Here is a 20,157-nt window from a genome sequence, read left to right on the forward strand (position 1 = left end):
CCGATCGGCCTCAGAACATCGATTCGGGGATGATGATGACGTCGCCGGGCTCCAGCCGGACATTGGCCGAGGAATCCCCGCGCTTCAGCAGGCGGGAGATCTGGAGCTGATATTCGGTCTGCTTGCCGGTCGCGCGGTTGTAGCGGACGAGCCGGGCCTTGTTGCCCGCCGCATATTGGCTGAGGCCGCCCACCGCGATCATCGCATCGAGCAAGGTCATGTTCGCGCGATACGGGATCGATGCGGGCTTTTCGGTCGCACCCACGACGCGGATCTGCTGGCTGTAGGTGCCGGAGAAATTCTCCACGATCACCGAGACGATCGGGTCCTTCACATATTGCCCCAGCGCCGCCTTCATGTCGTCGGCGAGCATCGCGGGCGTCTTGCCGACCGCGGGCATGTCGTTGATGAGCGGCGTGGTGATGCGGCCGTCGGGACGCACCTGCACCTTGGCCGATAGCTCCGGATTGCGCCAGACGAAGATGTTGAGCTGGTCGAGCGGGCCGATGACATATTCCTCGCCCGCCTGTTCCTTGCTGGCCACATAGGACGCCGGCGGCAGCTCGGGCCGGGCGTTGTTGCCGTCGACGCAACCGGTCAGGGCCGACGCGGCCAGCCCGGCGATCAGCGGGGTACGGGACAGCATGGACAAGCGCATGGCCTTGATTCTCCTGATTTCATGCCCCGCCGAGGCGGCACGCATGATCGGGATCGGCTATGCAGCGGGAGAGGTGAATATAGCGTTTAGCAATGGCCGGCCAGCAGCTCGGCCGCGGGCGGATGCCCGAGGAACGCCGCCGGGCTGGCGCTCGCTCCATAAGCGCCGGCGAGAAAGATCGCAACGAGATCGCCGGCCGCCGCGTGCGGCAGCGCGACCCGGTCGCCCAGCCGGTCGAGCGGGGTGCACAGGGGGCCGACGACCGACACCGTCTCGTCCGCCCCGGCGCCCATCCGGCTCGCGAGTGCGAGCGGGTAATTGCGCCTGACCACCGTCCCGAAATTGCCGCTGGCGGCGAGTTGGTGGTTGAGGCCGCCATCCACCACGAGAAACGTCTCGCCCTGGCTTTCCTTGCGATCGACGATCCGGGTGAGATACACACCCGCCTCCGCGACCAGCCAGCGGCCGAGTTCGATGGCGAAGCGGCTGCCCGCCAGCACCTCGGGCCGCTGTGCCAGCGCTTCGCCGAGCGCCGCACCCACGGCCTCGACCGCGAGCGGCCGATCGCCCGCGAAATACGGCACGCCGAACCCGCCGCCCAGATTGACCAGCGGCGGCACGGCGCCCGCCTCGTCCGCCAGCCGGGCGGCAAGCGCCAGGGTCGCGGCCTCCGTCTCGATGATCGCCCCCGCATCCAGCGCCTGAGAGCCGGCATAGATGTGAAACCCGCGCCAATCCGCGCCGCCCGCGCGCACGGTCCGCACCAGCGCCGCGGCGCGCACCGCATCCACGCCGAACGGCGACGGGCGGCCGCCCATCTTCATTCCCGATCCGCGCAGTTCGACGTCCGGGTTCACGCGGATCGCGAGCCGCGGCACGATCTCGAGCCGTTCGCCGATCGCGAGCGCCCGCGCCGCCTCGCCTTCGGATTCGACGTTGAGCGTCGCGCCGGCACCGATCGCCAGCGCCAGTTCGTCGTCGCGCTTGCCCGGGCCCGCAAAGCTGATCACCGCCGCCGGCTTCGCGCCGATCGCGGCGCGCAACTCGCCTGCCGATGCGACGTCCAGCCCATCCACCAACCCGCCGATCGCGCCGAGCAGACCGGGATGCGGATTGGCCTTGATCGCGTAATGGAGATCGATCGCGGGCATCGCGGCGCGGAACCGCGCGATCCGCGCCGCAACGATCGCCAGGTCATAGACGAACAGCGGCGTGTCACCCGCTTCCGTCACCCAGTCTTCCGCGCTGCGACCGGCGATGTGCAAGACGCCGGTTTGATGCGCGAATTCGGGTGGGAGCGGCCCGGTCGGCTTCACGCGGTCACCTCGGCCCGGATCGCCGCACGATCGAGTTTGCCGTTCGCGTTGCGGGGCAGCGCGGGTCGCCAGTCATAGCGTTGCGGCTGCATGAAGCTCGGCAGCGCGGTGCGAAGCCGCGCGCGCAGTTCCGGCTCGCGCGCCGGATCACCCGCCAGCACGACGACGATCGCCTGCCCCAAGCGCGGATCGGGCACGCCGACCGCCACCGCCTCGCGCGCTTCCTCGCCGGCCAGCACCGCAGCCTCGATCTCGGCGGGGCTGATCCGGTTGCCCGCCGATTTCATCATCTCGTCCTCGCGGCCGACGAACCGGAACAGGCCGTCGGCGCCTTCGATTACAGTATCGCCCGACCATACCGCCATGCCGCCCGATTCGGCAAAATCCGGCGCCGGGCGAAAGCGCGCGGCGCTGCGTTCGGGATCGCGCCAATAGCCTTGCGCGACCAACGGCCCGGCATGCACGAGTTCGCCCGGCTCGCCTGGAGCCGCGCGGGCGCCATCGGTTCGGACGGCCATCACTTCGGCAAAGGGTATGGCCGCGCCCATCGCGTCGGGATGCGTATCGATCAAGGCCGGCGCGAGATAGGTGGAGCGGAACGCCTCGGTCAGCCCGTACATCGCGTACAGGTCTGCCGCCGGAAACCGCGCGCGCAACGCTTGGACGAGGCGCGGTGTCAACGCGCCGCCTGAATTGGTGAGCCGCTTCAGCCGTCCCGCGATCTCTGGTGGCCAGTCCGCTTCGAGCAACTGCACCCAGAGCGGCGGCACGCCCGCCAGCGTCGTCGCCCCGGTCCGCTCCACCGCCTTCACCACGTCGCGCGCGGCGAGATAGTCGAGCGGCGCGACGCACGCGCCGGCGCGCCAGGTCGAGAAGAGCTGGTTCTGACCGTAATCGAAGCTGAGCGGCAGCACCGCGAGCACGCGGTCCTTTGGCGTGAGCCGCAGATAATGCGCCACCGCCACCGCACCCAGCCAGAGATTGGCATGGCTCAGCATCACGCCCTTGGGCAATCCCGTCGACCCCGAGGTATAGAGGATCGCAGCGAGCGCGCCGGCATCCCCATCGTCGCCGGGATAGGAATATCCGGCAAGAGGCACGTTCGATTCATCGATCAGCCGACACCCGGGCGGCACATCCCCGGTCTCGAGCGTCGCGGCTCGCGACGGCTGGCTCACCAACAGGGACGCACCGCTATCGGCCAGAATATGCGCCACCTGCGCGCGCCGGAGTGCCGGGTTGATGGGCACGTGCACCAGCCCCGTGCGGGCGACCGCCAGCGGCATGGTACATGCCAGCCGAGTCTTGGGCAGCCATGTCGCCACCCGGTCGCCCGGTGCGAAACCCTGCCCCACGAGCCACGCCGCAGCGGATGCCACCGCCACTTCGAGCTCGGCGAACGTCATCGCCCCTGCCTTGTCGAGCAACGCCATATCGTCCGCACGGCCGCACGAAGGCAGCCGATCGATCCGTTGCGGGACTGGGTCGAGCGCGATCATCGGATTCCTCATAGCGCCAAGCCGTTGCCGAATTCACCCCCGCGCTTTAACGCGTTGCCATCTGCAACCCTCCGCGAGGCCGCGCGTGATCCCCGAAGGCACTTCCCAGGTCGATGCGACCGTCCGCGGCGTGCTCGCCGACATCCTCGGCCTGTCGCCCGAACGCGTCGCCGCGTTCCGCCCCGACACGCCGCTGTTCGGCGCGTTGCCCGAGCTCGACTCGATGGCGGTGGCAGGCGTACTCACCGAACTCGAGGACCGGTTGGGTATCCTGATCGAGGACGACGAGGTGGATGGCGAGATGCTGGAGACGTTCGGCGCGCTCGTCGCCTTTGCCGGCGAGAAGGCGCTGATCTGACGGAAGGCGCGCCTTCGAACGATCCCGGCATCGATGGCTATGTCTGGCCGGGCGGCTACGAGGCCATGCTCCGCTTCGGCCCCGATACCGGCCCGCTCGTCATCGCTGCGCTGCCGCTGTTCGAGGAAGCGAACCGAACGCGGCAGTTCACGACCACGATCCTGCGCGAACTCGCCCGGCGCGGGATCGGCAGCGTGTTGCCGGATTTCCCGGGCACGGGCGAGAGCCTGACGGCGATCTGCGACGCCGACATCGCGATGATGCGCAGCGCCTATGAAGCGCTGGCCGAACGGCTCGGCCGTGACCGCCCGATCCATGCGATCGGCATCCGCAGCGGCGTCTTGCTCGACAGCCACGCGGCCCCAAAGGCACGATGGTATCTATCGCCGATGACGGGCGAGGCGGTCTTGCGCGATCTTCGCCGCGTCCGGCAGGCGGGTCTTTCGTCCGACGCACGGCACGATCGCGATACAATGATCGACGGCGATGCCGATTATGCCGGCAACCGGCTATCGCGAGCGATGCTGGCGGAGCTGGCCGTCGCCAGACCGTCCGACCCCGCGCCCCGGACGCCGGTCCGCACGATCCGCCTGGAGACCGATCCGCGCGACGCCACCATGAAGCTTCCCGGTACGCCGCTCTGGCGACGGGCAGAGCCCGCCAACGATCCCGCGCTGGCGGAGCGGCTCGCCGAGGATATCGCCGGTTGGATCGCCGCGTGCGCCGGCTGATCCGCTTTCCGTGCGCTGGCGAGACGCTCGTCGGAACGCTCGACGAGGCCACAGGCACCACCGGACTGCTGATCGTCTCGGGCGGCAACGAGGTGCGCGCCGGGGCGCATCGCGGCATGGCGATGCTCGCCCAGCGCCTCGCCGCCATGGGCATCCCGGTGTTTCGCTACGATCGCCGGGGCACGGGCGACTCGAGTGGCGCGAACGGTGGCTATGCGGATTCGGCCGACGACATGGCGGCGGCGGCGGCGTGCTTCCGCGCGACCGCACCGCATCTTCGGCGGCTGGTGGGCTTCGGCAATTGCGATGCGGCCAGCGCGCTTGCCCTGTTCGGACGGGCGACGGGAATCGACCGGATCGTTCTTGCCAATGCCTGGGTGGTGGAGAGCGGGGACGCCCTGCCCCCTGCCGCCGCGATCCGCGCCCGCTATGCCCAGCGCCTGCGCGATCCGCGCGCCTGGTGGCGGATGCTGCGCGGCGGGGTAGATGCCCGCAAACTGCTGCTCGGCCTGCGCAAGTTGTCGGTACGCGAACCCGACGATCTGGCCGCGCGAGTCCTGGCCGCCATCACGGCATGGGGCGACGATGCGCAGATCCTGCTTGCCACGGGCGACGCAACCGCGATCGCCTTTGCCGATGCGGCGCGGGGACGCGGCCTGGCGATCGACGTGATCGATACCGCATCGCACAGCTTTGCCGGCGATGCGGGCGCAGCGCTGGAAGCCGCGATCCGCCGCCATCTGGACGGGGCGTGATCGCGCGAGGCTATTCCGCCGCCTCGGCCATTTCGGCGAATTCCGCCGCGGCGAGGAACCGCTCGGCATCCAGCGCCGCCATGCAGCCCGTTCCGGCCGCCGTCACCGCCTGGCGATAGACCTTGTCGGCCACGTCTCCGCACGCGAACACGCCTTCGACGCTCGTCCGCGTGCTGCCGGTCTCGACCGCGATATAGCCATCCGGATCGAGCGCGAGATGGCCGCGGAAGAGTTCGGTGGCCGGATGATGCCCGATCGCGACGAACCCGCCATCGACATCGAGGCGGCTATGCTCGCCGGTGACCGTATCCTCCAGCTCCAGCGCGACGAGCCCGGCATTGCCGCCCCCGTCCACGAAGCCGCGAACCTCCTTGTTCCACAGCACGCTCACGCCCTTGTGCGCGAAAAGCCGCTCCTGGAGGATCCGCTCGGCGCGCAGCGAATCGCGGCGGTGGATCAGCGTCACGTCGGGCGAATGGTTGGTGAGGTAGAGCGCCTCTTCCACCGCCGTGTTGCCGCCGCCGATCACCGCGACCTTCTTGCCGCGATAGAAGAACCCGTCGCAGGTGGCGCAGGCGGAGACGCCCTTGCCCTTCATGGCCTCCTCGCTGTCGAGCCCCAGCCATTTGGCCTGCGCGCCGGTCGCGATCACGAGCACCTCGCCCTCATAGATGTCGCCGCCGTCCCCCACGAGGCGGAAGGGCCGCTTCGTCAGGTCGACCGACACGATCGTGTCCCACATCATCCGCGTACCGACATGTTCCGCCTGCGCCTGCATCTGCTCCATCAGCCAGGGGCCCTGGATCACGTCCTTGAAGCCCGGATAATTTTCCACGTCGGTCGTCGTCGTGAGCTGGCCGCCGGGCTGAATGCCCTGCACCACGATCGGCGCCATCCCCGCGCGCGCGCCGTAGATGGCGGCGGAAAGGCCGGCAGGGCCCGAGCCCAGGATGAGCATGCGCGTGGTGTGGGTGGTCATCGTTCGGTTCCTGACATGGCGTGGCGCTGATCTAGGCAATTGCATCACCGATTTGAATGGCGCTCTGCATCCGATGGCGCGATGCTTCGTTGGGCATCGAAGCGCGTTTGAGGGAATCACCATGGCCGACGAGAAGATCGTCATCAAGGAATACACGGCACCGGCTGGCGGCTGGGGTTCGATGAAGGGCATGGCCGAAGTCCTGCCGAAGGAAGGCATCAGCCCGGCGACGCTCGACGCGCTGCGCCGGCAGAACAAGCCCGAAGGCGTGATGTGCGTGAGCTGCGCCTGGGGCAAGCCCGCCAAGCCGCACATCGCCGAATTCTGCGAAAACGGCGCGAAGGCGACGGCGTGGGAATTGACCAGCCACCGCGTGACACCCGAATTCTTTGCCAAGCACACCGTGTCCGAACTCGACCTCTGGCCGGATTACGATCTCGAACAGGCCGGGCGCCTGACTCATCCGATGCGTTACGACCGGGCGACCGACAAATATGTGGCGGCAAGCTGGGACGAGGCGTTCACCGCCATCGGCACCAAGCTGAAGACGTGCGATCCCAAAAAGGTGATTCTCTACTCCTCGGGCCGGGCGAGCCTGGAAACCTCGTTCATGTACGCACTGTTCGCGCGGATGTGGGGTCAGCAGAACCTGCCCGACAGTTCGAACATGTGCCACGAGACCACGTCGGTCGGCATGAAGAACGCGATCGGATCGCCGGTCGCAACCATCCAGCTTGAAGATTACGAGAAGTGCGATGCGATCTTCGCTTTCGGGCAGAATGTCGGCACCAATGCTCCGCGCATGCTCCACACGCTCAGCGACTGCGCCAAGCGCGGCGTCGACATCGTCACCTTCAATCCCTTGAAGGAGCGTGGCTGGGAGCGTTTCGCCAATCCGCAGAACCCGATCGAGATGGCGACGGGCAGCTCGACGCAGATCTCCTCGCAATATCATCAGGTCCGGGCGGGCGGCGACATCGCCGCGATCCTCGGCATCTGCAAGATCGTGATCGAGGCGGACGACCGGGCGAAGGCCGAAGGCCGGCCCCGCGTGGTCGATGCGCATTTCATCGAGCAGCACACCGTCCGCTTCGAGGATTTCGCGACCTTCGCGCGCAAAGCGACCTGGGACGACATCGTCCACGAAAGCGGCCTCACCCGGTCGGCGATCGAGGATGCGGCACGTGTCTATATGAAGGCCGAGCGCGTGATCGCGGTCTATGGCATGGGCATCACCCAGCATCGGTACGGGATGGACAGCCTGTACATGATTATCAATTTCCTGCTGCTACGCGGCAATATCGGCCGTGAGGGCGCAGGCCCAGGCCCGGTCCGCGGCCACAGCAACGTGCAGGGCCAGCGCACCGTCGGCATCACCGAGAAGACCGAACTCGCGCCCGTGGAGCGGCTGAAGGCGCTGTTCGAATTCGAGCCTCCGACCGAGAAGGGCTGGGACACGGTCGAGAGCTGCCGCGAGATCCTCGCCGGCACAGCGCAGGGGTTCGTCCAGCTGGGCGGCAATTTCCTCCGCGCGATCCCCGATCAGGGGCGCATGAAGGAAGCCTGGGCCAAGCTGCCGATCACGGTTCACATCGCGACCAAACTCAACAAATCGCACCTGACGCCGGGGGAGGAATCCTGGATCCTGCCATGCCTCGGCCGCATGGAGCAGGACATGCAGGCGGGCGGGCGACAGGCTGTCTCGATCGAGGATTCGTTCAGCCACATCTATGGTTCGGTCGGCAAGGCGACGCCGGCTGCGCCCACCTTGCTTTCCGAACCCGCGATCGTCGCGGGCATCGCCAAGGCGACGATCGCGCCCAACCCCAACGTGCCGTGGGACGAGTGGGTCGGCGATTACGGCAAGGTGCGCAACGCGATCGAGAATTGCTATCCTGACAAGTTCGCGAACTTCAACGACAAGCTCTTCGTTCCCGGCGGCTTCTGGAAGGGCAATCCGGCTTCGCACCGCAAATGGGAAACCAAGAGCGGCAAGGCCGAATTCAACGTGCCCCGCGCGCTGAACGCGACCGGATTCGCCGAGCAGGACGGCCGGTTCCGCCTCGTCACGCTTCGGTCGAACGACCAGTTCAATACGACGATCTATGGCTATGACGACCGGTTCCGCGGCATCAAGGGCACGCGCCAGGTCGCGATGATGAACCGCGCCGACATTCTGGCTCTGGGTTTGAGCGACGGCGACACGATCGGGCTGGAAAGCGATGCCCAGGACGGGCACGAGCGCGTCGTGGATGGCCTGCGCGTGGTGGAGTACGACATCCCTGCGGGCTGCATCGGCGGCTATTATCCCGAGCTCAACATCCTGATCGCGCTCGAACATCATGCGATCGAGAGCCATGTGCCGGCCGCGAAGTCGGTTCCGGTGCGGATCCGCCTGAACCCATGACACGGATTCTTGGCGCGGTGCTCGCCGGCGGGCGATCGTCGCGCTTCGGATCGGACAAGGCGGCGGCGATGCTGGGCGAAAATACGCTCGCCCAGCATGCCGCCGCAGCGATCGCACCTCATGTGGAGACGGTCGTTCATGTCGGGGGCGAGCACGGGATCGCCGACGTGCCCGGACCGGGATTGGGGCCACTAGGGGGCATTGCCGGGGCGCTGGATCACGCCGCCCGGTACGGCTTCGCCGCGGTGCTGACGATCGCCTGTGACATGCCCGCGATACCCGATGCCCTGATCCCGGCACTCCTGCGGCGCCTGCCCTCCTATTGCGTCGATGCGCCGGTGCTGGGCGTGTGGCCGGTATCAGCTCTGGACGAACTCGTGGCGCTGCTGCAATCTTCGGCGCCGACCAGTCCGTCGGTGCGGTTCTTCGCCCGGACGATCGGCGGCATCCCGGTAGAGGCGTCCGCGCCCATTCCCAACATCAACACGCGCGACGATCTTCTCGCGCTGTGACCGTCGCGCGAAACGAAGCCGTCATCCGCTTGCTCCCCCATGGCTCCGCGCGTGCGGAACGCAGCATCGCGATCGAAGCGCCGGTCGCGATCGAGGTGGATGGGCTGGGCTATGCGGTGATGATGATGACGCCCGCCGATCTCGCGCCGTTCGCGATCGGCTTCATGCTGACCGAACGGCTGGCGGACACCGCAGCCGACGTGATCGCGGTCGAACCATTCGAAGCGGAGGCCGGCTGGATCGTCCGCGTCGCACTATCCGCGCGCTGCCGGGGCCGCATCCACGATCGGGTGCGCCACCGCACCAGCGATACCTCGTGTGGCCTGTGCGGCATCGCCGGCCTGGAACAGCTTCGCCGCCCGGTGACGAAAGTGCCTCCCCGGCCCGACACCCCGGTCGCCGCGATCTTCGCCGCGCTTGCCGCGCTTCGCGACCATCAGCCGCTGAATGCCGCCACGGGCGCCACGCATGCCGCCGCCGCATGCGACGCCGATGGCAGGATCGTCGCGGCCTATGAAGATGTGGGCCGCCACAATGCGCTGGACAAGCTCGTGGGCGCACTGGCGATGGAGTCACGCCCCCTGCCCGCCTTCCTACTGGTCACCTCGCGCCTGAGCTTCGAGATGATCGACAAGGCGCTGGTCGCCGGCGTCGGCATGCTCGTCGGGGTGTCCGCCCCCACGAGCCTCGCCATCGATCACGCGCGCGCACACGGCCTGACCTTGCTCGCGCTTGCACGCGGCGACGCCATCCTGGTGGCGAACGATCCGCACGGCGTGTTTTCCGAAGATTTGGTAGCGAAGGAGGGACTTGAACCCCCGACCCCAGGATTATGATTCCCGTGCTCTAACCAACTGAGCTACTTCGCCCCAATGGGCTCGCGACTGCGAGGCGCGGGCTATAGGAACCGCGTTTCGCTCGGTCAAGCGAACATGTGACGCGACAGCGCTTCCCAAGGGCCACCGCGATACCACCAGGTGCCGAGCCCCACGATCTCCACATCGCGCGCGCGGAAATCGCGGTTGAGCGCGGCGAGCAGCACCTTCGCGGCAGCGGGCGTCACCTTGTTCTGGATCGTCACATGCGGGCGCCAGCCGCCCGCATCCTGCGGCGTCAGCAGCCCGGCGAACGCGTCGACCAGCCGGACGCGGATCGCGGCGAGCTCGGGCGAATCGATCCGATAGGCCACGCCGCGGCCTAGCGGCATCAGCGCCGACACGCGCGCGGGCGGCGGCCGGATCCCGCGGGTTTCCTGCACCAGTCGATGCTTCAGCTCCGATTCGATCGACGGCGGCAGATGGTGGAACAGCGTCAGATGCGCATCGAGCTGGTTGCGCTCGGGCGGGAAATGCTCGCGGCGCGCGCCGTCGAGCCAGCCCTGATCGGATCGCCCGAACAGCGCGGTCACGATGATCGGAGCAGGAGCGGTCGCGTCGGTCAAATCTCGATCTGGCTGCCCAGCTCCACCACGCGGTTGGTCGGCAGACGGAAGAATTCCATCGCCGTTTCCGCATTGCGCAGCATCCACGCGAACAGCTTCTCGCGCCACAGCATCATGCCCGGCTTGTCCGAAGCCAGCAGCGTCTGCCGCGACAGGAAGAAGCTGGTGTCCATCATCTTGAACGCCGCGCCGCACTGATTGACTTGCTTCAGACCCGCCGGAACATCGGGTTCCTCCATGAAGCCATAATGCATCACCATCCGGTGGAAACCGTGGCCGAGCGGCTCGATCCGCACACGGTCACCCTCGGCCCAATAGGGCTGGCCCGCGATGGACACGGTCAGCAGCACGATGCGCTCGTGGAGCACCTTGTTGTGCTTCAGATTGTGCAGCAGCGCGTGCGGCACGCCGTCCCGGGCCGATGTCATGAACACCGCCGTGCCGGGCACCCGCGCGGCCGACGACGCCGCCGAATCGATGAACACCTTCATCGGCATCGCCGCCTCGTGCATCCGGTCGATCATCAGCTTGCGCCCCTTCGACCAGGTCGTGAGCAAGGTGAAGATCAGGAAGCCCACGAGCAGCGGGAACCAGCCCCCCGACGGCACCTTGGTGAGGTTCGCCGTGAAATACGCGCCGTCGACCAGGAAGAAGAGGCCGAGCAACGGGAGCGCCGCATAGGTCGGCCAGTTCCACAGCCGGAACAGCACGACCGACAACAGGCACGAATCGATGAACATCGCCCCCGTCACCGCAATCCCGTAAGCGCTGGTGAGATTGGACGAGGTGCGGAAGAAGAGGACGAGCAGGATCACCATCACCATCAACGCCCAATTGACAAGCGGCACATAGATCTGCCCCTCGGTTTGCGCGCTCGTATGCTCGATCCGCAACCGCGGCATGAACCCGAGCTGGATCGCCTGTTGCGTGACCGAGAAGGCGCCCGAAATCACCGCCTGGCTTGCGATCACCGCCGCCGCGGTCGCGAGGATCACGAGCGGCAACTGCAGGCGGTCGGGCGCCAGTTCGTAAAACGGGCTGTGCAGCACCGCGGCGCCTTCACGGATCAGCAGCGCGCCTTGGCCCATATAGTTGAGGATCAGCGCCGGCAGCACGAACACAAGCCAGGAAAGCCCGATCGGTCGTCGGCCGAAATGTCCCATATCGGCGTAGAGCGCCTCCGCCCCCGTGACTGCCAGCACCACCGAACCGAGCGCGAGGAAGGCGCGCAGCGGATCGAGCGCGAAGAACTCGATCGCATAATGAGGCGACAATGCCGCGATAACATAAGGCGTCTTGGCGATGCTCAACACGCCCAGCACCGCGATCGTCGCGAAATAAAGCAGCATTACCGGGCCGAAGATCAGGCCGATCCGCGCCGTGCCGTTGCGCTGGATGGTGAACAGGAAGATCAGGATCGCGACGGACGCCGGCAGCACCAGCCCGCCGAGCGAAGGCTCGGCGATCGCGAGCCCCTCGACCGCACCGAGCACGGTCACGGCCGGCGTAATCATGCTGTCGCCGTAGAACAGGGCGGTCGCGAACACCCCCAGCAGCACGATGCCGCGCGTCCAGCGTTTCGTCTTGGTGCGACCCGATATCAGCGCGAGGAGCGCTAGGCTGCCCCCCTCGCCACGGTTGTCGGCGCGCATGATGATCGCGACATATTTCAGCGTCACCACGATCATCATCGACCAGAAGATCAGGCTGATGACGCCCATGATGTGAAACGAGTCGAGCGTCAGCCGGTGGTGTCCCGCGAACGTCTCGCGAAAGGCGTAGAGCGGGCTGGTGCCGATGTCGCCGAACACCACGCCGACCGCGCCCAATGCGAGCTTGCCGAGGGCCTCGGGGCGATGATGGCCGGGCATGGCCTGTGGTTCGCCCGATGGGCGGGCCGCGGGGGTGGCGGCGATTAGGGGCGTGCTCACCGGAGCGACGCGGTGCTCGGGAAGGCTGGGATCATGGTCATGGTTCGCGAAATCGCCCCCCGGCTGTAAGCGCCTGATATAGATGCCCATCCGTCCCACTGCAACGGGACAGGGGCGAGCCGCCCCGCTATAGGCCCACCCACAGGATCGATGGAGAGAATATGATGCGAGTCGGAGTTCCCAAGGAGATCAAGAACCACGAATACCGGGTCGGTCTCACCCCGCCGTCGGTCGCCGAACTCGTCGCGGCGGGTCATGACGTTGTGGTGGAAACGGGCGCCGGGGCCGGCATTGACTTCGACGATGCCGCCTATGTCGCGGCAGGCGCGACCATCCTGCCCGATGCGGCCAGCGTGTTCGCGGGCGCCGACATGATCGTGAAGGTGAAGGAACCGCAGGCGCGCGAGATCGCGATGCTCGAGCCGCGTCACCTGCTGTTCACCTATCTGCACCTCGCCGCCGACAAGCCGCAGGCGGAGGGCCTGATGAAGTCGGGCGCGACGTGCATCGCCTATGAGACGGTCACCGCGCCGCGGGGCGGCCTGCCGCTGCTGAAGCCGATGTCCGAAGTGGCGGGCCGCATGTCGGTTCAGGTCGGCGCGCATTATCTCGAAAAGGAACAGGGCGGCCGCGGCGTGCTGCTGGGTGGCGTGCCAGGCGTCGCGCCCGCCAAGGTCGCGATCCTCGGCGGCGGCGTTTCGGGTGTGAACGCCGCGCAGATGGCGGTGGGCATGCGAGCGGACGTGACGATCTACGACATCTCCAACGATCGGCTGGCCGAACTGGACATGTTCTTCTCGAGCCAGATCAAGACCGCCTATGCCTCCAAGGCGGCGATCGCCGCGGCGGTGAAGAACGCGCACCTGGTGATCGGCGCCGTGCTGGTGCCCGGTGCCGCCGCGCCCAAGCTCGTCACGCGCGAGATGCTGAAGACGATGAAGCGCGGATCGGTGCTGGTCGACATCGCGATCGATCAGGGCGGGTGTTTTGAGACGAGCCATGCGACCACGCACGAGGATCCCGTGTTCGAGGTGGACGGCGTGATCCATTATTGCGTCGCCAACATGCCCGGCGCGGTCGCGCGCACATCGGCCTTCGCGCTCAACAACGCGACGCTGCCCTTCGCGCTGAAGCTCGCGACGCTCGGCGCCGAAGCGGCGATGAAAGCCGATCCGCATCTCGCTGCTGGCCTCAACGTGTACAAGGGCAAGATCGCCTACAAGGCCGTGGCCGACGATCTCGACCTGCCTTACGAAGCGTGGAACGGATAAGGAACATGGGGGTTGGGTCATCGGAAGGAATTGACATGACCGAACAGCCCAACCCCAAGGACCATCCGACCGGCAACGCGGAAAAGGATCCCGACGACTGGACCACCGGCGGCGAAGCGATGACCGGCGCCCAAGCCAGCTATCTGAAGACGCTGAGCGAAGAGGCCGGCGAAGCGTTCGACGATACGCTGACCAAGGCGGATGCGTCGAAGCGGATCGACGAATTGCAGGCGAAGACCGGCCGCGGCCAATAATCAGCGGGGCGGCTGGCTCGGCATTCTCGCGAGATAATTTTCGAGCAGAGACAGCCGCATCGCTATATCGCGGCGATACGAGGCGCCGGCAGGCGCCAGTCGCAGCGCCCGCCTCCAGCAGGCGCGGGCCGTCATGAAGTCCCCGCTGCGGATATAGGCCAGCCCGGCGAAGAAGGGCGGCCCGGGATGACGCGGCGCCAGCCGCATCGCCTGATCGAACGCGAACCGTGACGGCGGCGACACCACGCCGCCGTCACGCATCGCGAGCGACCCGCCGAGTGCCGTCCAGAGCATCGCACTTTTGGGTACGGCGCGAATTCCGCCGAGGATGGCCTGAAGCGCCGCCTTCCGATCGCCGATCCCGAGCATCGCATCCGCGGCGATCAGATAGGCCCCGTCATTCGTGAACCGGCCGAACATCCGGTCGCGCAGATCGATGATCCCCGGATCGTCGCGCGCGACGCGCGCGTCGGTGATGGCGGGATGCGCCGGCAGATTGGGACTGCCCTGAAGCGCATAGCCTGCGGCCGCGAGCATCAATGCCGCGCCGGCGAACGACCACAGCGTGCGGGGTACGCGGAGCGCGATGAGCCCTCCCATCGCCACCCCACCGATCAGTGCGAGCCACAGCCACCCCATCAGCGGCGGCGCCGGAAACTGGCGCGGGCGATCCAACCGCCGAGGCCCAGCAGCACGAACGGGGCCGCCCAGAGCGGCCAGGTCAATCCGGACAAGGGTGGATCATAGCTCACATAGGCGCCGTAACGCGCGACCATCCAACCGCGGATCGACTCGGGCGACGCGCCCGCGGCGATGTTCCGCCGGACGAGCGCCCGCATGTCGCCCGCCATCGCCGCATCGCTGTCCGCGATCGACTGGCCCTGGCACACGACGCAGCGCAACGTCGTCATCAGCGCCTTGGCGCTTGCCTCTTGCGCCGGATCGGCAAGCTGGGTGTTCGCATAGGCTGTGGTGCTGGCCGGTTCCGCCGCAAGGGGCGCAGCGAAGCACAGCCCCATGGCCGTGACCATCGCCCGAAGAGTAGCGCCCACGCGGATCACCGCGCCTTCTCCACCGCCGCCGCGATCTCGGCCACGTCCTCGGGCCGAATGTCGCCCACCTTCTGCATCGCGATCCGCCCGTCGCCGTCGATCACGAAGCTTTCGGGGACGCCCGAGGATCCAAGCGCCAGTTGCACATGCGCATCGACGTCGTTGCCGATCCGTGAATAGGGGTCGCCGTTGGTGCGCAGAAACGCCGTGATCGCCGGGCCCGTGTCGTGGATCGCCAGGCCGTCGATCTCCACGCCCATCGCCTTCAGCCGCATCAATTGCGGGATCTCGGCGACGCACGGCACGCACCAGCTCGCGAACACATTGAGCAGCCGGGGGCGTCCATGCCCGAAAACGTTGGTCGCCAGCCCCGGCTTACCCGCCGCGACGGGTGCGAGCGCGAAGACGGGCAGCCGCTGGCCGACCAACGCCGAATGGATCGTGCGGTCGCCGGGGCGGATCAGCCCGCTCGCCACCACCAGCAGCAGCAGGGCGAACACGCCGAGCGGCGCCCATAGCGCGAGCCGCTTCATGCCCAGGCCTGCCGCGCGGCCGATCGCCGTTCGCGCCGCAGCCGCCCGAAAAGCGAAAGCGCGCCCCCCAGCGCGATCAGCGCACCGCCCAGCCAAATGAGTGTGACGAACGGCTTCCACCACAAGCGGAGCTGCCAGCGCCCGGTGCCGTCCGCCGCCCCCAGAACGGTATAGAGTTGCCCATCCCACAGCGTGGCGATGGCGGACTGGCTGGTCGTGGTTGGGGGATCGGAAAAATAACGCTGCTGCGGACGCAGGACGATCACGTCGTCGCCACGCGTCGCGGTCAGCTTAGCCTCGAGCCCGGACCAGTTCTCGCCGATCACCGGGCCGATGCCATCGAGCGTGACGAGATAGGGACCGACGCGGGCCGGCTCTCCGACATGAACCGCCACCAGCGTCTCCTCGGTGAACGCGCTGTCGCACGCCATCCCTGCCAGGCTGACCGCGATGCCCAGATGAGCGACGACCATGCCATAGGTGAAGAGCGGCGTCCGGCGCGGATTGCGTTTCCAGAGCGGCGCCACGCTCGCCACCGCCAACCCCGCCGCCAGCGACAGGCCCGCCAGCGGCAGGATGCCCATCGGCGCGAACAGCACGAGCGCCGCGCCCGCGCAGCCCGCCACCGCGATCGGCCAGAACAGGCGCTCGATCAATTCGGATGCGTCGTCACGGCGCCACCGCAGCAACGGCCCAGCCGCCATCGCGATCACGAGCAGCAGCGCGATCGGGCCGATGAAGCGATCGAACACGGGTGCCCCGATCGATAGCTGAACGCCGAAGCCCGCCGCCACCAGAGGATAAAGCGTGAAGATCAGCACGAGCCCGAGGATCACGCTGAGCAGCAGATTGTTGAGCACCAGCCCCGCTTCGCGGCTCACGAGTTCGAACGTGTTGCCGATCCGCACCGTGCCGATGCGCGCGGCGAACAGCGCCAGCGCGCCCCCGATATAGAGGCCGAGCAGCGCGAGAATGAACGCACCCCGCGTGGGGTCGACGGCGAAGGCATGGACGCTCGTCAGGATGCCCGACCGCACCAGAAACGTGCCGATCATCGACATCGAGAACGCCACCACCGCGAGCATGATCGTCCACGCGCGCAGCCCGTCACGGGTGGCGAGCACGCTGACCGAGTGCAGCAGCGCGGTCGCGGCCAGCCACGGCATCAGCGAAGCGTTCTCGACGGGATCCCAGAACCACCAGCCACCCCAGCCGAGGTCGTAATAGGCCCAATAGGACCCGGCCGTGATCCCGAGCGTCAGGAAGATCCATGCGCCCAGCACCCAGGGCCGCATCGCGCGGGCGAACACCGGCCCCACATCGCGCGTGACGAGCGCACCGACCGCGAAGGAAAAGGCCACCGACAGCCCGACATAGCCAATGTAGAGCGTCGGCGGGTGGAACGCCAAGCCGGGATCCTGCAGCAACGGGTTCAGCCCCAGGCCATCCGCCGGCGCCGGCGCGAGCCGCGCAAACGGGTTCGAGGCGAAGAGCAGGAAGGCGTAGAAGCCGAGCGCGATCGCCGCCTGCGCACCCAGCGTGGCGATCAGCGTGCGCTCGGGCAAGCGCCGCTCCAGCACCGCGACCGCGCCGCCCGCCAGCCCCAGGATCGTCACCCAGAGCAGCATCGATCCCTCATGATTGCCCCAGGAGCCGGCGAATTTGTAGATCCAGGGCTTGGCCGAATGGCTGTTCTCGACGACCAGCTTCACCGACATGTCGGACGCCAGAAAGACGCCGATCAGCAGGGCCATCGCCAGCGTGGCAAGCACGCCCTGCACCACCGCCACCGCGCGGGTGGCGGCCATGACGTCGTCGCGCCGGCGCCGCAGCCCGATCGCCGCCATCGCCAGTTGCAGCGCCGCCAGCGCACCGGCAAACCACAAGGCGGCAAGTCCCGCTTCCGCCATCATGGCTCCAGCGTCTTCGTCTCGTGCATCTTGCCCGCAAGCTGGGGCGGCATGTATTTCTCGTCATGCTTGGCGAGCAGATTGGTCGCGATGAACGCACCGCCGGGCTGGAACTGGCCCTCGGCGACCACACCGGATTTTTCGCGGAAGAGATCGGGCACGATGCCCGCGAAGGTGACCGGGGTCGTCGCCCGCCCATCGGTCACGACGAAATGGACGGTCACGCCGTCCGGTGCGCGGCGCACGGATCCACCCTCGACCATGCCGCCCAGACGCACCGCACGGCCGAGCGGCAGGCCGTCGCGTCGCACGTCGGACGGCGCGTAGAAGAACGACGCCTGATCCTTCAGCGCGGACAGCGCGAGCAGCCCCGCCGCCGCGACCGCACCCAGCGCCAGCAGCGACAGCGTCAAACGCTGATGCTGTGCCTTCATCGATCGCGCCGGTCGGAAGCGGCGCGTTCGGCGCGGCGCATGGCGACCATGCTCACGATCGCCAGCACCGCGGCACCCGCCAGCGTTACGCCGTAAGCGGCTGCCACGAAAGGCCAGGGGTTCATGCGCGCGCCATCCGTCGCATCCGTGCCTCGGCCTTGGCCAGCGCCAGCAGCGTCCGCATTCGCATCAGGACGATCGCGGCGAAGACGAACGTGAAGCCCGCCAGCATGATCGGCAAAGGCCAGAGGATCGATCGATCGATCGTGGAGCCGGTCAACCCGATGCTGGGGCCCTGGTGGAGGCTGTTCCACCACACCACCGAATAGCGGATGATCGGCAGCAGCACCGAACCGGCGATGCCGAACACCGCCGGGATACGCCCGTCGCCGCCCCGCTCCGCATCCGCCCGCGCGAGCGCCAGATAGCCGAGATACACGAAGAACAGCAGCAACATCGACGTCAACCGCCCGTCCCATTGCCACCACGTCCCCCAAGTGGGCCGCCCCCAGATCGAGCCCGAGACCAGGCAGATCGCCGCGAAGGTCGCCCCCGGCACGGCGATGGCCCGCGCGGCGACGCTCGCCAGCGGATGCCGCCAGACGAGATAGGCGATCGAGGAGAGCGCGATGCCACTCCATCCGCCCATGCCGAGCCAGGCGGCGGGCACATGGATGTAGAGGATGCGGACGGTTTCGCCCTGAAGATAATCGGGCGGCGTCTGCGTCAGTCCCGCCCAGCAGCCCAGCGCGATCAGCGCGACGCCGGCCCAGAAGAGCACGGGCGTCAGCGGCCGTGCGATCGTCAGGAACCGGGCGGGGTTGGCAAAGGCGTGAAGGCTGGGCACGATCCCTCCGCCATATGGGAACGACCGGAGGCTGTCACCTCGGACTTGGCGGATCGGCGTCGGCCCGATCCGCCTTTTCTCAGCGCCCGATCAGGCGCTTGGCCAGCATATCGGCCACTTCCGAGGCCGGTGCGCCGGTCCGGTCGCTTTCGTCCCACACTTCGGTCAGTCGATCGGGGATGCGGGCGATCCGCGCCTTCACCTCGGCTTCGTCGCCCTGGCCCAGATATTCCAGGCCGACATTGATGATACCGCCGGCGTTGATGACGTAATCGGGGGCATAGACGATGCCGCGCTCGTGGATGCGGCGGCCATCCGCCGCTTCGGCGAGCTGGTTGTTCGCGCCGCCCGCCACGACCTTCGCCTTCAGGCCGGCGATGGTTCCGGCGTCGAGGATCGCACCCAGCGCATTCGGGCTGACGATATCCGCATCGGTGGCGAGGATCGTCTCCGCCGATGCGGTGCTCGCGCCCAGCTCGGCCGCCAGCGCCTCGGCACGGGTCTGATCGACATCGGCGAGGGTCAGCACCGCGCCGTCCTTCGCCAACAGCCGCGCCAGACCGCCACCGACCGACCCGACACCCTGGATCGCGACTCGCACGCCGCGCATGTCGTCCGCGCCGAGGCCACGCTTCGCCGCCGCTTTCACGCCGAGATAGATGCCGAGCGCGGTATAGGGCCCCGGATCGCCGCCCGCCGCGCCACTCTCCACCGGCAGGCCGGAGACATAGCGCGTCTGGCTGGCGATCACCTTCATCCGCGCTTCGGACATGCCGACATCCTCGGCCGTCACGTAGCGCCCGGCGAGCGATTCGACGGCACGGCCAAAGGCTTCGAGCTGCTGCGTGCTGATCGTCGCACCCGGCGCATCGGCCAGCACGACGCCCTTGCCGCCACCGAGGGGCAGCCCGGCCATCGCGTTCTTGAAGCTCATGCCGCGCGAGAGGCGCAGCGCATCGGTGATCGCTGCCGAACTGTCGGCATAATGCCAGAAGCGCGCACCGCCCGCCGCTGGCCCGAGCGCCGTCGAATGGACCGCGATCACGGCCTTCAGGCCGGATGCGGGATCGGTGAAGAGATGGACGCCCTCATGGTCGTCGAAATCGGGGAAGCCCCAGCCGCTGGTCATGCGCCATCTTCCGTAAAGGGAGGTCGTCGGGAAAAAATGGGGCGACCGACGGGACTTGAACCCGCAACATCCGGCATCACAAGCCGACGCTCTAACCAATTGAACTACGATCGCCGCGAAGGCGCTGCCCCTAGCGGCTG

Annotated in this window: 22 protein-coding genes and 2 tRNA genes; 8 read left to right on the forward strand and 16 right to left on the reverse strand. The window is 67.7% G+C overall.

Annotated elements, in window-relative coordinates; all coding sequences use genetic code 11:
• Positions 1 to 10: 10 nt before the first annotated feature.
• The 3 genes from OXQ95_RS07735 to OXQ95_RS07745 all read right to left on the reverse strand — a co-directional run bounded on the left by OXQ95_RS07735 (position 11) and on the right by OXQ95_RS07745 (position 3,473).
• Positions 11 to 658 carry an XrtA/PEP-CTERM system exopolysaccharide export protein gene (locus OXQ95_RS07735; RefSeq protein WP_267381043.1) on the reverse strand — a complete coding sequence of 216 codons (648 nt, stop codon included), beginning with the start codon at positions 656 to 658 and terminating at the stop codon, positions 11 to 13.
• Between the two features lie 86 nt (positions 659 to 744).
• A complete protein-coding gene (locus OXQ95_RS07740) occupies positions 745 to 1,974 on the reverse strand; it encodes a pyridoxal-dependent decarboxylase, exosortase A system-associated (protein ID WP_267381044.1) in 1,230 nt (409 codons plus the stop codon).
• On the reverse strand, positions 1,971 to 3,473 hold the full coding sequence (locus tag OXQ95_RS07745; RefSeq protein ID WP_267381045.1) for an AMP-binding protein: 1,503 nt from the start codon (positions 3,471 to 3,473) through the stop codon (positions 1,971 to 1,973). The genes OXQ95_RS07740 and OXQ95_RS07745 overlap by 4 nt, the downstream gene beginning before the upstream one ends.
• 85 nt (positions 3,474 to 3,558) lie before the next feature.
• Here OXQ95_RS07745 and OXQ95_RS07750 point away from each other — a divergent pair, with 85 nt between their 5' ends.
• The 3 genes from OXQ95_RS07750 (at position 3,559) to OXQ95_RS07760 (ending at position 5,317) form a co-directional block, all read left to right on the forward strand.
• The gene (locus OXQ95_RS07750; RefSeq protein ID WP_267381046.1) at positions 3,559 to 3,831 is read left to right on the forward strand and encodes an acyl carrier protein; all 273 of its coding nucleotides are present in this window, start codon (positions 3,559 to 3,561) and stop codon (positions 3,829 to 3,831) included.
• A 65-nt stretch (positions 3,832 to 3,896) separates the two neighbouring features.
• Positions 3,897 to 4,562, forward strand: a complete 666-nt coding sequence (locus OXQ95_RS07755) for a hypothetical protein (RefSeq protein ID WP_267381047.1) — start codon at positions 3,897 to 3,899, stop codon at positions 4,560 to 4,562.
• Positions 4,550 to 5,317 carry a hydrolase 1, exosortase A system-associated gene (locus OXQ95_RS07760; RefSeq protein ID WP_267381048.1) on the forward strand — a complete coding sequence of 256 codons (768 nt, stop codon included), beginning with the start codon at positions 4,550 to 4,552 and terminating at the stop codon, positions 5,315 to 5,317. The genes OXQ95_RS07755 and OXQ95_RS07760 overlap by 13 nt, the downstream gene beginning before the upstream one ends.
• A gap of 10 nt (positions 5,318 to 5,327) precedes the next feature.
• Here the strand turns inward: OXQ95_RS07760 and trxB are convergent, their stop codons facing one another.
• The gene (gene trxB, locus OXQ95_RS07765; protein WP_242096877.1) at positions 5,328 to 6,296 is read right to left on the reverse strand and encodes a thioredoxin-disulfide reductase; all 969 of its coding nucleotides are present in this window, start codon (positions 6,294 to 6,296) and stop codon (positions 5,328 to 5,330) included.
• A gap of 121 nt (positions 6,297 to 6,417) precedes the next feature.
• Here trxB and OXQ95_RS07770 point away from each other — a divergent pair, with 121 nt between their 5' ends.
• From OXQ95_RS07770 to fdhD, 3 genes are all read left to right on the forward strand, one after another.
• Complete coding sequence (locus OXQ95_RS07770; RefSeq protein WP_242096876.1) at positions 6,418 to 8,703, forward strand: FdhF/YdeP family oxidoreductase; 2,286 nt, start codon at positions 6,418 to 6,420, stop codon at positions 8,701 to 8,703.
• Positions 8,700 to 9,215: an NTP transferase domain-containing protein gene (locus OXQ95_RS07775; RefSeq protein ID WP_267381049.1), complete on the forward strand. Its 516-nt coding sequence runs from the start codon at positions 8,700 to 8,702 to the stop codon at positions 9,213 to 9,215. The genes OXQ95_RS07770 and OXQ95_RS07775 overlap by 4 nt, the downstream gene beginning before the upstream one ends.
• 119 nt (positions 9,216 to 9,334) lie before the next feature.
• On the forward strand, positions 9,335 to 10,051 hold the full coding sequence (fdhD, locus tag OXQ95_RS07780; protein ID WP_267381120.1) for a formate dehydrogenase accessory sulfurtransferase FdhD: 717 nt from the start codon (positions 9,335 to 9,337) through the stop codon (positions 10,049 to 10,051).
• On the opposite strand, the gene OXQ95_RS07785 is transcribed toward fdhD, so the two are convergent.
• From OXQ95_RS07785 to OXQ95_RS07795, 3 genes are all read right to left on the reverse strand, one after another.
• Positions 10,008 to 10,084, reverse strand: a tRNA-Met gene (locus tag OXQ95_RS07785). The two genes, fdhD and OXQ95_RS07785, sit on opposite strands and share 44 nt — an antisense overlap.
• Before the next feature lie 53 nt (positions 10,085 to 10,137).
• The gene (locus OXQ95_RS07790; RefSeq protein WP_242096874.1) at positions 10,138 to 10,656 is read right to left on the reverse strand and encodes a 2'-5' RNA ligase family protein; all 519 of its coding nucleotides are present in this window, start codon (positions 10,654 to 10,656) and stop codon (positions 10,138 to 10,140) included.
• Entirely contained in the window at positions 10,653 to 12,527 is a 1,875-nt protein-coding gene (locus tag OXQ95_RS07795; RefSeq protein ID WP_242097060.1) for a potassium transporter Kup, read from the reverse strand. The genes OXQ95_RS07790 and OXQ95_RS07795 overlap by 4 nt, the downstream gene beginning before the upstream one ends.
• Positions 12,528 to 12,751: 224 nt before the next feature.
• On the opposite strand from OXQ95_RS07795, the gene ald reads away from it, so the two are divergent.
• Positions 12,752 to 13,858 (forward strand): alanine dehydrogenase, encoded by a 1,107-nt coding sequence (gene ald, locus OXQ95_RS07800; protein WP_267381121.1) that lies wholly within the window; start codon positions 12,752 to 12,754, stop codon positions 13,856 to 13,858.
• 35 nt (positions 13,859 to 13,893) lie between these two features.
• Positions 13,894 to 14,112, forward strand: a complete 219-nt coding sequence (locus OXQ95_RS07805) for a DUF3072 domain-containing protein (protein WP_242096873.1) — start codon at positions 13,894 to 13,896, stop codon at positions 14,110 to 14,112.
• Here OXQ95_RS07805 and OXQ95_RS07810 read toward each other — a convergent pair whose 3' ends face one another.
• The 9 genes from OXQ95_RS07810 to OXQ95_RS07850 all read right to left on the reverse strand — a co-directional run bounded on the left by OXQ95_RS07810 (position 14,113) and on the right by OXQ95_RS07850 (position 20,131).
• Positions 14,113 to 14,751 carry a hypothetical protein gene (locus OXQ95_RS07810; RefSeq protein ID WP_267381050.1) on the reverse strand — a complete coding sequence of 213 codons (639 nt, stop codon included), beginning with the start codon at positions 14,749 to 14,751 and terminating at the stop codon, positions 14,113 to 14,115.
• Positions 14,751 to 15,131: a cytochrome c-type biogenesis protein gene (locus OXQ95_RS07815; RefSeq protein WP_267381122.1), complete on the reverse strand. Its 381-nt coding sequence runs from the start codon at positions 15,129 to 15,131 to the stop codon at positions 14,751 to 14,753. Before OXQ95_RS07815 ends, OXQ95_RS07810 begins: the two co-directional genes overlap by 1 nt.
• 38 nt (positions 15,132 to 15,169) lie before the next feature.
• A complete protein-coding gene (locus tag OXQ95_RS07820) occupies positions 15,170 to 15,697 on the reverse strand; it encodes a redoxin family protein (RefSeq protein ID WP_267381051.1) in 528 nt (175 codons plus the stop codon).
• A complete protein-coding gene (locus OXQ95_RS07825; protein WP_267381052.1) occupies positions 15,694 to 17,610 on the reverse strand; it encodes a heme lyase CcmF/NrfE family subunit in 1,917 nt (638 codons plus the stop codon). The genes OXQ95_RS07820 and OXQ95_RS07825 overlap by 4 nt, the downstream gene beginning before the upstream one ends.
• Positions 17,607 to 18,041 carry a cytochrome c maturation protein CcmE gene (gene ccmE / locus OXQ95_RS07830; RefSeq protein WP_267381053.1) on the reverse strand — a complete coding sequence of 145 codons (435 nt, stop codon included), beginning with the start codon at positions 18,039 to 18,041 and terminating at the stop codon, positions 17,607 to 17,609. The genes OXQ95_RS07825 and ccmE overlap by 4 nt, the downstream gene beginning before the upstream one ends.
• The gene (locus tag OXQ95_RS07835) at positions 18,038 to 18,166 is read right to left on the reverse strand and encodes a hypothetical protein (protein WP_267381054.1); all 129 of its coding nucleotides are present in this window, start codon (positions 18,164 to 18,166) and stop codon (positions 18,038 to 18,040) included. Before OXQ95_RS07835 ends, ccmE begins: the two co-directional genes overlap by 4 nt.
• Entirely contained in the window at positions 18,163 to 18,888 is a 726-nt protein-coding gene (ccmC, locus tag OXQ95_RS07840) for a heme ABC transporter permease CcmC (protein WP_242096868.1), read from the reverse strand. The genes OXQ95_RS07835 and ccmC overlap by 4 nt, the downstream gene beginning before the upstream one ends.
• A 79-nt stretch (positions 18,889 to 18,967) precedes the next feature.
• Positions 18,968 to 20,017, reverse strand: coding sequence for a Glu/Leu/Phe/Val dehydrogenase dimerization domain-containing protein (locus OXQ95_RS07845; protein ID WP_242096867.1), 1,050 nt, complete (start codon positions 20,015 to 20,017; stop codon positions 18,968 to 18,970).
• Positions 20,018 to 20,054: 37 nt separating this feature from the next.
• Positions 20,055 to 20,131, reverse strand: a tRNA-His gene (locus OXQ95_RS07850).
• Positions 20,132 to 20,157 lie beyond the last annotated feature (26 nt).

The organism is Sphingomonas sp. GC_Shp_6 (assembly GCF_026540835.1).
Lineage (GTDB): Bacteria > Pseudomonadota > Alphaproteobacteria > Sphingomonadales > Sphingomonadaceae > Sphingomonas.